The following is a 12,019-nucleotide window of genomic DNA, read 5'->3' on the forward strand; positions in this document are numbered from 1 at the left end:
TCTGCGCGACGGGGAGAGTCCTTCCAGCCCAAGGACTTGGGCTGGCTGGATTCCTGTGACAGGCACAGGAATGAGGGAACGCATATAAAAACGCCGCAGATACTATCTGCGGCGTTTTCGTTTCAATCAGTGCTGGACCGTTGTAGGCTCTTCCGGCGGTGTCTCCACCTCCGGCCGTTTCGTCCGCATCAATTTCAGGACGAAAACGAAGAATGCCGGGACGAAGAAGACCGCAAGGATCGTTGCGGAGATCATGCCACCGAGAACGCCGGTACCGATGGCGTTCTGGCTGGCGGCGCTTGGCCCTGTAGCGATGGCCAGCGGCACCACGCCAAGCGTGAAGGCCAGCGAGGTCATGATGATCGGCCGGAAACGGACCTTTGCAGCTAGAACTGCGGATTCCAGCAGGGTTTTTCCTTCCGCGTAATAGTCCTTGGCAAATTCCACGATAAGGATCGCGTTCTTGGCTGAGAGACCGATGATCGCGATCAGGCCCACCTTGAAGTAGATGTCGTTGGGCATATCCCGAAGAAGGACCGCCAGCACCGAGCCGATGATGCCAAGGGGCACGACCAGCATCACCGCAAGCGGAATGGACCAGCTCTCATAGAGACCCGCTAGCAGCAGGAACACGAAGAGAATGCTGAGGCTGAACAGGAACGGTGCCTGCGAGCCGGACTTGATCTCTTCCAAAGCTTGGCCGGTCCACTCGTAACCAATGCCGGCTGGAAGTTCGGAGGCAAGGCGTTCCATCTCGGTGATAGCCGCACCGGTCGAATTTCCCGGTGCTGGCGCACCCGAAATACGGATGGTCGGATAACCATTGTAGCCGACGACCTGCGGAGAACCCTTCTGCCATTGCGCGATGGCAAACGAGCTGAGAGGCACCATGCCGCCGCTGGCATTGCGCACGTTCAGCTTCAACAGATCCTCGACCTGAAGACGGTCACGGTCCTGCGCCTGAACGACGACGCGCTGCATGCGTCCAGCATTTGGAAAGTCGTTGATGTAGGACGATCCAAGGTTGGCGGTAATGGTGTTGTTGATATCGGCGAAGGTGATGCCGAACGTGTTGGCTTTCTCGCGATCGATCACCAGCATGATCTGCGCAGCATCCGGCAGGCCTTCGATACGCATGCCAGCAAGTACAGGGCTCTTGCCTGCCTTTTGCATCAATTCGCCAGCCGCAGCCGAAAGAGCGGCCTGGCCAATGCCATTGCGGTCTTGCAAGCGGAAGGAGAAGCCGCCGGATGTACCGAAGCCTTCAATGGGCGGTGGCGAAAGGGCAAACGTCGTCGCGTCTTTCAGGCCAAACAGCTTCATGTTGGCGCGGTTGGCGATGTCCTGCGCCGAGTTGTCGGCCCCACGTTCGCTCCAGTCCTTCAAGGTAATGAAGGCCAGCGCTGCGTTGGCACCGTTGCCGGAGAAGCTGAAGCCCTGAATTGCAACGACATCCTTTACCGACGGTTCGTCCTTGAAGATTTTCTCGATCTGTTCGATGGAGGCAACCGTGCGGTTGGCACTGGCTTCCGGTGGTCCCTGAATGTCAACGATCAGGAAGCCCTGATCCTCATCCGGCACGAAGGCGCTGGGAAGGCTGACGAAGAGATAACCGAGACCGGCGACCAGCGCGAGGTAGATGACCATCATTCGCCCCGCACGACGGGCACCGCCCGTTGCCGCCTTGGTATAGCCATTCGTCAGGCCATCGAACTTCCTGTTGAACCAGCCGCCCAAACCGCGCTTTTCCTGATGGCCCTGCTTGATGGGCTTGAGGAACGTGGCGCAAAGAGCCGGTGTCAAAGACAATGCGAGGAAGGCGGAGAACAGAATGGACACGACCATCGTCAAGCTGAACTGACGATAGATGATGCCGGTCGATCCCGGGAAGAAAGCCATGGGTATGAACACGCAGGCCAGAACCAGCGTGATGCCGAGAATGGCACCGGTGATCTGCTTCATGGCCTTCTGGGTTGCAGCTTTCGGCGACAAGCCTTCTTCGGCCATGATGCGCTCGACGTTCTCAACGACGACGATGGCATCATCCACCAGAATACCGATGGCGAGCACCATGGCAAACATGGTCAGAACGTTGATGGAAAACCCGGTGGCATACATGACCGCGCAGGTGCCCAGCAGCGCCACCGGCACAACCAGCGTGGGAATGACCGTGTAGCGGAAATTCTGCAGGAAGACGAACATCACGATGAAGACGAGAACGATGGCCTCGACCAGCGTGTGCAACACTTTTTCGATGGATGCCGAAACGAAGGGGCTGGTGTCATAGGGAACGGTGTAGGCAACGCCGCTTGGAAAGAAGCGCGATAGTTCCTCCAGTTTTGCCGAGACGGCTTTCGAGGTCGCAACGGCATTGCCGGTGGAGGAAAGCTGAATCCCAACGGCCGCACTGGCCTGTCCGTTGAGGCGGCTGGAAAAGTTGTAGGTCTCCGCGCCGAGTTCGATACGGGCAACGTCTTTCAGTCGCACGCTGCTACCATCGGGGTTGGCACGCAGCACGATATTGCCGAATTCCGCAGGATCGGTCAGTTGTCCCTTTACCAGAACGGTGGCGGTCAAATCCTGGCTGATGGGGTTAGGTGCAGCACCGATCTGGCCTGCGGCGACCTGCGCATTTTGCGCGGTGATTGCGCTGTTGATATCGCCAGCCGTAAGGTTGAGGCCAACAAGCTTGTCGGCATCGATCCAGACGCGCATGGCGCGTTGTGATGAGAACAGCTGGGCACGACCGACACCTTCGATACGGCGCAATTCACCCAGGACGTTGCGGTTGAGATAGTCCCCCAGCGCCACCTCGTCCATGGTGCCATCGGTCGAGGTCAGCGTGATGAACATGAGGAAGCCTGATGCGGCTTCTTCCACCGTCACGCCTTGGGCGGCGACGGCAGAAGGCAGACGTGCCTCGACACGGCGAATTGCGTTTTGCACATCGACTGAGGCCTGATTGATGTTGGTGCCAGCCTCGAATGTGGCGTTGATGGAGACCTGACCCGATGTATCCGAGGTGGACTCGAAATACATCAGCCCTTCGACGCCGTTCAACTCATCTTCAATAAGCCGGGTGACGCCCTGGTAGATATCCTGAGGCGACGCGCCGGGATAGGTGGTGGAAATCGTCAGCTGCGGCGGCGCGACCTTGGGATATTGCGCAATCGGCAGAAACGGCAGGGCGATGATGCCGGCGATGGAAATAAACAGCGCAAAGACCCAGGCGAGGATCGGCCGTCTTATGAAAAGCTGTGCCATGAAAGGACCTTACTGCTTGGGTGCTTGCGCCGGTGTCTCGGCTGTTTTTTCCGGCTGCCATGGTTCCGGCTTTATCTTGCCGCCGGGCTGGACCTTCTGGGCACCATCGACCACGACTTTATCGCCAGCGGTCAAACCCTTTTCGACCACCCATTCCGTTTCAAGCGCCTGCCCGAGTTCGATAGGACGCGCTTCTGCGGTATCGCCGTTGACGACATAGACCAGCGGCTTTCCGTCCGCATTGCGGATGATCGAGCGCTGGGGAACGGTGACAGCATTTTCTCGAACCGCCTGCTCGATTCTGACCCGCACATACATGCCGGGCAGCAAATCGCGGCGGGCATTGGGAAACTCTGCCCGCAACGTGACCTGACCCGTGGTGGAATCCACGCTGGCGCTGGCAAACAGTAGACGACCGGCGTCCGGATAGACCGAGCCATCATCGAAAACCAGCCGGACGCTGGCTTGACCGGGGGCCGGGCTTGCCAGCCTCCCGTCATCGACAGCGCGTCTCAGCGCCATCATATCCTGCGCAGATTGGGTGAAATCCGCGTAGCTGGGGTCGATCTGCTGAATCAAGGCAAGGTTCTGAGTGCCATCGGCGGTGACCAACGCACCTTCGGTAACGAGCGCGCCGCCGATGATGCCGCTGATGGGGGCGCGGACTTCGGTATAATCGAGGTTGATGCGTGCTTCATCCAGCGCAGCCTGCTGAAGCGCAACATCGGCATCCGCCTGAGCGAGATTGACCGCTGCCGTGTCGTAATCGATGCCGGTCGACACGTTGCGTTCACGCAGGTTTTTCTGGCGTTCCAATTGCTGGCGCGCATTGCTTTGCGTTGCCTGGGCGCGCTGCAAGGATGCTTCCGCACTGGCGACGCGGACTTTGAACAGCCGTGGATCGATGCGGTAGAGGACATCGTCCTTTTGGACCAACGTTCCCTGCTCGAACACACGTTCCAACAATATGCCGGAAACCCGTGCGCGAACCTCGGCAACCCGTGTCGCGGCAATACGGCCTGGAAGCTCGTTGACCACAGGCACTGATTTTGCCGTCAGTTCCAGCACGCCAACGGCAGGGGGTGGCATCTGCGCGCCTTCCTGTGCGTGAACAATCGTCGGTGCCGCCAGTACGAAGGCGGCAGTCATCAAGGTTAGCAGTCGCGGCAGAGTGGTTCTGCTGTGCATCATATGTCCTCATCATATCACCCTCGGGTGATCGTCATGTTTCGTCGGGAAAGGTCGTGTAAATAGCGCGAATACCGTCGAGAATTGCCAGCCTGTCTGCTGGTTCCCATTGGTGGAAATTGAAATATTCTGTGCAGCAGAAGCCCGTCAGTGCCAGATAAGCGATCATGGCTGCTTTCGGTCGTTTGCCTTTTTCCATGGCGGCAAGATCCTTACGGGTCCAGTCGCTCATGCGGTCGTGGATTTTCTCTTCGCTCGACATGGCCGCGCTGATGGCGAGGCAAACCGCTTTGTCGGTATCATCAGGCACCTTCTCGGCCACCGCAATGCGACCGAACAGCTCGGGGTGCGGCAGATGACTGCTGCCATTGATGGCGTCCTGCGCGCGCTCTTCTTCTGCTGCAAGACGTCTTTCGATGAGGGCTTCGAGCAAAGCGGACTTGGATTTGTGATCATAGACGACACGCGATTTGCTGACGCCAGCTTCCTGCGCCACGGCATCGATGGAAAAGCCGGTCGCGCCAGCACGCAGGACAACCCTTTCGGCGGCGTCGAGAATGTCATCCGTGCTGATTTTACGTGTTCTTGCCATAATAATTGGGTCCTGAAACTGGATTTTTAAATACGAACGTTCGTGTTTTAAAGCAAGTGTGAAACTATCACGATATTTTGTGTATTCAGATCAATGGCTTGGCGCTTCGATCAGCGGTTTGCGAGCGTTATTCGTTTCCCGCATATTTGTCGTCGATGTGCGAATGACTTCTGAAATTTGAAGGAGTTGTTTGCCGATCGGTGTCGAACTGCGCCAGATCATGCCGATGGTTCTGATAGGGGCGGGGGCGTCGAAATGCGACACCGAGACATGGGCAGAGCGGGTTTCCATGGGAACCGCCATTTCCGGGATGAGCGTTACGCCGATGCCGGCGCTGACCATCTGCACCAAGGTCGATAGCGAACTGCCTTCCATGACTTCTCTGGGCTGTGATGAGCCGACATTGCAAAATGACAGCGCCTGATCGCGGAAGCAATGCCCTTCTTCCAAGAGCAGCAACCGCATTTTGGGTAGTGCCGTGCGTTCAGGCACAGGCTGGCCGCCATCCTTATGCTGCCTGACCAACACGAACTCCTCATCGAAGAGCTTCGATTCTATAAGAGACGGTTCCGATATCGGCAAAGCCACGATGGCGAGATCGAGATCGCCCTGTTTCAGCTCTTCGAGCAACTTGGCGGTCTGGGTTTCACGCACCCGAATTTCGATACCGTCGAATGTTCTGTTCAGGTCATTGATGATGGTGGGAAGCAGATAGGGTGCAATGGTGGGAATGACGCCGATGCGAAGGCGCGACAGAAACGAGTTTTTCGATGCGCGCGCCAACTCTCCCAGTTCACTCACACCGCGCAGAATCTGATTCACACGCACGGCGAATGTCTGACCGAAAGCGGTCAGTTTCACTTCTTTCGCGCCGCGCTCAAAGAGATCGTGTCCGACTTCCTGCTCCAGTTCCTTGATCTGCATGGAAAGCGCTGGTTGAGAGATGGCGCAGGCATCTGCCGCCAACCGAAAACGCTTGTGGCGCGCCAATGCCTCGAAATACCGCAACTGCTTCAATGTCAGATTTTTCATAAGCTGAGCTTATCGTCTTAATCAGTAAATCCAACTTAAATTTATGGTTAGGGGTCGTTAAAAGGTCTTGTGGCGAGGTTACATTTCACTTCGTGTCGTGGTTTGCCGCGATCAAGGTCAACTGAAATCCTGCAATTTTGACAGCAACAGCTTAACGTCCACTCAAAAGTGACATGGAGACTATCATGGATCAGAAAACTGATAGCGCGGGCAAATGTCCCGTGGCCCACGGCCAGACACCCAAGGCCGTTCGCTCGAACAGAGATTGGTGGCCCAACCAGCTGAACATCCAAATCCTGCATCACGGCTCGTCCCTTTCTGATCCTTTGGGCAAGGACTTCGATTATGCCGAAGCGTTCAAGGCGCTCGATCTGGATGCTGTGAAGGCTGACCTCCACGCCCTGATGACTGATTCTCAGGACTGGTGGCCCGCCGACTTTGGTCACTATGGTGGTCTGTTCATCCGCATGGCCTGGCACAGCGCAGGCACGTACCGCATTACTGATGGTCGCGGCGGTGCCGGTGCCGGTCAGCAGCGTTTTGCGCCACTCAACAGCTGGCCCGATAACGCCAACCTCGACAAGGCCCGTCGTCTTCTGTGGCCGATCAAGCAGAAATACGGCAACAGCATTTCCTGGGCCGATTTGATGATCCTGACCGGCAACGTCGCGCTGGAATCCATGGGCTTCAAGACATTCGGTTTTGCCGGTGGTCGCGCAGACGTCTGGGAGCCGGAAGAGCTTTTCTGGGGTCCTGAGGGCACATGGCTGGGCGATGAGCGTTACAGTGGCGAACGCGAACTGGCGGAACCGCTGGGTGCGGTGCAGATGGGTCTTATCTACGTCAACCCGGAAGGTCCCAACGGCAATCCTGATCCTATCGCTTCCGCTCGCGATATTCGCTCCACATTTGCCCGTATGGCCATGGACGATGAAGAAACCGTGGCACTGATCGCAGGCGGCCACACATTCGGCAAGACGCATGGCGCAGGCGATCCATCCCTCATCGGCGTAGAGCCTGAAGGCGGTGAGCTGGAAGCGCAGGGTCTTGGCTGGCATAACACATTCGGCACCGGCATCGGCAAGGACACGACGACCGGTGGTCCGGAAGTGACGTGGACGCAGACGCCGACGCAGTGGAGCAACTTCTTCTTCGAAAACCTCTTCGCTTTCGAATGGGAGCTGACCACAAGCCCGGCTGGTGCCAAGCAATGGGTGGCCAAGAACGCCGACCCGTCGATCCCCGATGCCTATGACCCAACTACGAAGCATCTTCCAACCATGCTGACATCCGATCTGGCGCTGCGTTTCGACCCGGCCTATGAGAAGATTTCGCGTCGCTTCCTTGAAAACCCGGACCAGTTTGCCGATGCGTTCGCACGTGCCTGGTTCAAGCTGACTCACCGCGATATGGGGCCGAAGGTTCGTTATCTCGGACCGGAAGTGCCGGCCGAAGATCTGATCTGGCAGGACGTCATTCCACCAGTCGATCATCCTCTGGTCGATGACGCAGACATTGCCAACCTCAAGGCAAAGGTGCTGGCAACGGGTCTCAGTGTGCAGGAACTGGTGTCCACCGCCTGGGCGTCGGCATCCTCGTTCCGTGGATCGGACAAGCGTGGTGGTGCCAATGGTGCCCGTATCCGTTTGGAGCCGCAGAAGAATTGGGAAGCCAACCAGCCACAGCAGCTGGCGAAGGTTCTCAGCGTTCTCGAAGGCATCCAGAGTGACTTTAATGCTGGCCAAACCGGCGGCAAGAAAGTTTCGCTCGCCGACTTGATCGTGCTTGCCGGTGCCGCTGGTGTCGAAAAGGCGGCAAAGGCTGGCGGTCACGATATCACCGTACCGTTCACGCCTGGTCGCACGGATGCGTCTCAGGAGCAGACGGATGTCGCGTCCTTTGCAGCACTCGACCCGCGTGCCGATGGTTTCCGCAACTTCGTCAACAAGGCTCGTCACCAGTTCATGAAGCCGGAAGAGGCACTTGTGGACCGTGCCCAGCTTCTGAAGCTGACTGGACCGGAAATGACCACGCTCGTTGGTGGTTTGCGTGTTCTCAATGTCGGCAAACCGGACCACGGCGTCTTCACCACGCGTCCTGAAACGCTGACCAACGACTTCTTCGTCAACCTTCTGGACATCGACCTGCAATGGGCACCGGTTCAGGGACAGGAAGGCGTCTATGAAGCACGTAGCCGTAAGACCAACGAAGCAAAGTGGACGGGAACGCGTGTCGATCTGATTTTCGGCTCGCATTCACAGCTTCGCGCTTTGGCAGAGGTTTACGCCTCGGCAGACGCAAAGCATAAGTTTGTGAAAGACTTCGTCGTGGCCTGGAACAAGGTGATGAATGCCGATCGGTTTGATCTGGTCTGACCCGGCTTCCGATTCTACCGTGAGACGACGACACGGATTGGCCCATCGGATTTAACCGTAGATAGCACCGGGCGTGGCGATTGCCACGCCCGGTAAACATGTGTTTTGTTTTCCTAAACCATTTTTAGATTTTTTTACGATTTCGCTAACCACAATCTAAAACATTGGATAACCGTTAGTGTGCTTTGTAGTGTCAAAGCTTGTAGACGGTGCGCGACGTGGCGACGACGGCAGGCAAGGCACATCCAATAAAAAAATCTCAATACGCGTATTGTATAAAATACTGATATAAGATTTTAGACGAGCTCCGGGTTGACCAAAAAGTTCTATCGAGGGACAAGACGATGCGTATCGTGCGGTTAGTTCTTAGTGCCATTTTGGCGATCACTTTGTTTTCTTCCGCTCACGCTGGCTCACTGCCTCAGCCGACGGGCAAAACTATTCTGACGATATCCGGCAATATAGCCAACACCAACGCGGATGGTGCTGCGAAATTCGATCGTGATATGCTGGAAGCGATCGGCATCGTGACGGTGGAGACGCATTCACCATGGTACGACGGGCTGACGCGATTCGAAGGCGTTTCGCTGAAGAAACTGATGGATCTCGTTGGTGCAAAGGGTACCACGGTAACCGCGGTGGCGCTGAATGATTACGTCAGCACCCTTCCCATGGCAGATTTTGACAAGTTCAATGTCATACTGGCCATGAAGCGGGACGGGAGCTATATGGAGGTTCGCGAAAAGGGTCCGTTATTCGTGATCTATCCCTACGACACCGCCCCGGAACTTCAAACCCAGACCTATTATACCCGCTCCGCCTGGCAGGTTGCAAAGCTGATAGTCAAGTAAAGGTGCCAATTGCGTAAGGTATTGGCGGTCATCATATGCTGCTTCGTGTTGGCTACGGGCTACATTGCCTACGTCATCGCACAGCGACAAACCGCGTTGCAGAAATTCGCCAGATATAATGATTCTTGGGCAGTCAGTCAGACCGTCTCGGAATATCTGCGCCTCCAGAACAATCTTTATGGCTTCCTGCTGGATCCGGAGCACGTCACGCACGACGATCTGCGTTTGCGGATGGATTTGATGCTGGGCAGGTTGGAGCTTTTGAAGCAGGGAAATCTGGGAGCTTTCATTGGCGGCAGGCCGGAATGGCGCGATCTCGTCACAAATTTGACGACGGTTCTTACCGATCTCGACAAGCAGATCGACGACCTGCAACCCTCTGTCGTCAAACCTATTCTGGAATCGATGAGAGCGCTCGATGGTCCCTTGACGACGCTTGCATCATCATCGGTCGCCTATGATGTGGAAGTTGTCGACAATGCTCACTCGGAGGTTCGCCAGCTTCACACCATATTCTCCGCACTTGCGGGCGGTCTGATCGTTTGCGGCATCGCGCTCATTTTGCTTCTCAACCGCCATAACAATCTTCTGGACCGTGCCCATAAGGATATGCGCGGTTTGACGGACGATCTGCGGGCGGCCACTTTGGAGCTGAAGGATAACAATGCCCGTCTTGAGCACGATGCTTATCATGACGCTCTGACCGAGTTGCCCAACCGTGCGCTTTTCCGTCGGGAGTTGAACGAGAGGCTTGCCTTGGCTGATGCAGGGACCTCGATTATTCTTCTGCTGGATCTGGATGGCTTCAAGGATATCAACGACACGCTTGGCCATGATGTCGGCGATGCGCTGTTGCAGTCCGTTGCCACGCGCCTGTCTTCCATCCGCGAGGACGCGGATATGGTGTGCCGGCTGGGTGGCGACGAGTTTGCTTTCATCACCAGTGCACGTGACGAAGATGAAGCGCTTGCCTTTGCAGAATCGGTGATTTCACAGATAAGCCAACCCTATAATCTGGGGGAACTGGAAATCAAAATCGGGACTTGCGTGGGCATTGCCGTTTCCAGCGATGTCACGAATGCCGATGAGTTGTTCAAGCGCGCCGATCTTGCGCTTTACGAATCCAAGAGGCTTGGCCCCGGTCGCGTCAGCGTGTTCCAGGATCATATGCAGCAGCAGCTGACGGAGAAAAGGTCGTTCGAAGCGGACTTGCAAACAGCCGTTCAGAACAACGAGATGGAAGTCTATTACCAGCCGCAAATGCTGACGAAGACACGAGAAATCTGCGGGTTCGAGGCTTTGCTGCGGTGGACGCACCCGGTGCGCGGCAGTGTGCCCCCATCGGCGTTCATTCCGGTGGCGGAACGGACCGGACTGATCCATTCGCTGGGCAAATGGGCCATGGATACCGCTTGCCAGGAAGCCAAAACTTGGAAGGGTGATCTCAAAATTGCGATCAACCTTTCCCCCGTGCAGTTCCACAGCACCAGCCTCATTCAAAACGTGGTGGAGGCGCTCGACAAGAGCGGGCTGGACGCCAGCAGGCTCGAACTCGAGATTACCGAGTCCGTGCTGCTCAACAAAAGCGATCAGACGCTCGATACGCTTGAAAAACTGAAAGATGTCGGCATAAAGATCGCCATGGACGATTTTGGAACCGGCTATTCGTCGCTTGGGAATTTGCGCGGCGTACCCTTCGACAAGATCAAGATCGATCAGTCGTTCCTGCGGGATGTGGCGACAGATACTGATGCGTTGGCCATTGTCGAATTCGTGGTCGGCATGGCCAAAAGTTTGAGAATGACGACGATTGCCGAAGGTATCGAAACGCAGGAGCAGTTCGATTGCATGTCCCGGTTGGGTTGTGACCAGATGCAGGGATATCTGATCGGCCGACCAGGCCCTGCCGAAAAGCTCAATGTCTTCAGACGGTCGAGCTAAGTGTTTCCATTCTCCCTGTGTGTCGGGCGAGAGATCTAATTGCGTTTATGCGTGGCTTTGCCATGAGGGGAAGTTAAAATGGAACGGCTTGACGTGCATGGGGTAAAGCTCGATTTGGCGCGGGAGGAGGTTTCTCCAATTATCTGGGATGCCCTTGCGGACGGAAGCTATGAGGCCAAGGAAGCCCGCAGCATTCTCAAAGCCATCAAGCCGGGCGACCGCGTACTCGAGCTTGGCTCCGGCATCGGCATCATCACCTCCATCCTTGCAAGTATCAAGGATGTGATGGTCTGGGCTTTCGAGGCGAACCCTGGAACGGCTGCACTGGCTGCACGGGTGATCAAGACCAATTGCGCCGATAATGTCGTATTTTCGCAAGGGTTGCTGACCGCGCATGCCCCGCATGTTCACCCGTTTTATGTGCGCAAAGATCTTTGGATGTCGTCCATGGATGAAAATCAGGGGCCATACGAACACCGCATCGAAATCCCGTCGGAAAACATAGATGCATTCATTGCCGAACATCGCATCAACGCGCTGGTGATGGATATTGAAGGTGCGGAGCACGATCTGTTGCAGAATGCGCAGCTTGCCGGTGTCGAGCGTATCTTCGTGGAATTGCACGACCATCTCTACAATCTGGCAGGCATCCGCGATATTACCCAGGCGCTGGCGCTGAAGGGTTATTCCTACGATCCGCGGGGCTCTCGCGGACCGTGCGTCCTGTTTTCCAAGGACGATAGCAAGCGGGAATATGATCCCGACGTGGACTAAGC

At 56.3% G+C, this 12,019-nt stretch carries 8 protein-coding genes; 4 read left to right on the top strand and 4 right to left on the bottom strand.

All coding sequences use genetic code 11. The features are described 5' to 3' along the window. Positions 1 to 126: 126 nt before the first annotated feature. The 4 genes from DSM25558_RS07350 to DSM25558_RS07365 all read right to left on the bottom strand — a co-directional run bounded on the left by DSM25558_RS07350 (position 127) and on the right by DSM25558_RS07365 (position 6,076). The gene (locus tag DSM25558_RS07350; RefSeq protein ID WP_077103306.1) at positions 127 to 3,264 is read right to left on the bottom strand and encodes an efflux RND transporter permease subunit; all 3,138 of its coding nucleotides are present in this window, start codon (positions 3,262 to 3,264) and stop codon (positions 127 to 129) included. A gap of 9 nt (positions 3,265 to 3,273) precedes the next feature. After that, positions 3,274 to 4,413, bottom strand: a complete 1,140-nt coding sequence (locus tag DSM25558_RS07355; RefSeq protein ID WP_244554140.1) for an efflux RND transporter periplasmic adaptor subunit — start codon at positions 4,411 to 4,413, stop codon at positions 3,274 to 3,276. Positions 4,414 to 4,486: 73 nt separating this feature from the next. Beyond that, positions 4,487 to 5,044 (bottom strand): TetR/AcrR family transcriptional regulator, encoded by a 558-nt coding sequence (locus DSM25558_RS07360; RefSeq protein ID WP_077103308.1) that lies wholly within the window; start codon positions 5,042 to 5,044, stop codon positions 4,487 to 4,489. A gap of 90 nt (positions 5,045 to 5,134) precedes the next feature. Next, positions 5,135 to 6,076: a hydrogen peroxide-inducible genes activator gene (locus tag DSM25558_RS07365; RefSeq protein WP_077103310.1), complete on the bottom strand. Its 942-nt coding sequence runs from the start codon at positions 6,074 to 6,076 to the stop codon at positions 5,135 to 5,137. Positions 6,077 to 6,261: 185 nt separating this feature from the next. On the opposite strand from DSM25558_RS07365, the gene katG reads away from it, so the two are divergent. The 4 genes from katG to DSM25558_RS07385 all read left to right on the top strand — a co-directional run bounded on the left by katG (position 6,262) and on the right by DSM25558_RS07385 (position 12,017). Then, complete coding sequence (gene katG / locus DSM25558_RS07370; RefSeq protein WP_077103312.1) at positions 6,262 to 8,451, top strand: catalase/peroxidase HPI; 2,190 nt, start codon at positions 6,262 to 6,264, stop codon at positions 8,449 to 8,451. A 344-nt stretch (positions 8,452 to 8,795) separates the two neighbouring features. Continuing rightward, entirely contained in the window at positions 8,796 to 9,302 is a 507-nt protein-coding gene (locus DSM25558_RS07375) for a putative pterin-binding protein (RefSeq protein ID WP_077103314.1), read from the top strand. Between the two features lie 9 nt (positions 9,303 to 9,311). Beyond that, the gene (locus DSM25558_RS07380; RefSeq protein ID WP_077103316.1) at positions 9,312 to 11,243 is read left to right on the top strand and encodes a putative bifunctional diguanylate cyclase/phosphodiesterase; all 1,932 of its coding nucleotides are present in this window, start codon (positions 9,312 to 9,314) and stop codon (positions 11,241 to 11,243) included. 78 nt (positions 11,244 to 11,321) lie between these two features. Continuing rightward, positions 11,322 to 12,017, top strand: a complete 696-nt coding sequence (locus DSM25558_RS07385; protein ID WP_077103318.1) for an FkbM family methyltransferase — start codon at positions 11,322 to 11,324, stop codon at positions 12,015 to 12,017. The last annotated feature ends 2 nt before the right edge of the window (positions 12,018 to 12,019 follow it).

Origin of the sequence: Agrobacterium sp. DSM 25558, assembly GCF_900100825.1 — a bacterium.
Classification (GTDB): domain Bacteria; phylum Pseudomonadota; class Alphaproteobacteria; order Rhizobiales; family Rhizobiaceae; genus Agrobacterium.

Bases quoted from the DNA above. Each gene is read 5' to 3' on its own strand.
- DSM25558_RS07350 (WP_077103306.1), bottom strand. From the start codon at position 3,264: ATGGCACAGCTTTTCATAAGACGGCCGATCCTCGCCTGGGTCTTTGCG.
- DSM25558_RS07355 (WP_244554140.1), bottom strand. From the start codon at position 4,413: ATGACTGCCGCCTTCGTACTGGCGGCACCGACGATTGTTCACGCACAG.
- DSM25558_RS07360 (WP_077103308.1), bottom strand. From the start codon at position 5,044: ATGGCAAGAACACGTAAAATCAGCACGGATGACATTCTCGACGCCGCC.
- DSM25558_RS07365 (WP_077103310.1), bottom strand. From the start codon at position 6,076: ATGAAAAATCTGACATTGAAGCAGTTGCGGTATTTCGAGGCATTGGCG.
- katG (WP_077103312.1), top strand. From the start codon at position 6,262: ATGGATCAGAAAACTGATAGCGCGGGCAAATGTCCCGTGGCCCACGGC.
- DSM25558_RS07375 (WP_077103314.1), top strand. From the start codon at position 8,796: ATGCGTATCGTGCGGTTAGTTCTTAGTGCCATTTTGGCGATCACTTTG.
- DSM25558_RS07385 (WP_077103318.1), top strand. From the start codon at position 11,322: ATGGAACGGCTTGACGTGCATGGGGTAAAGCTCGATTTGGCGCGGGAG.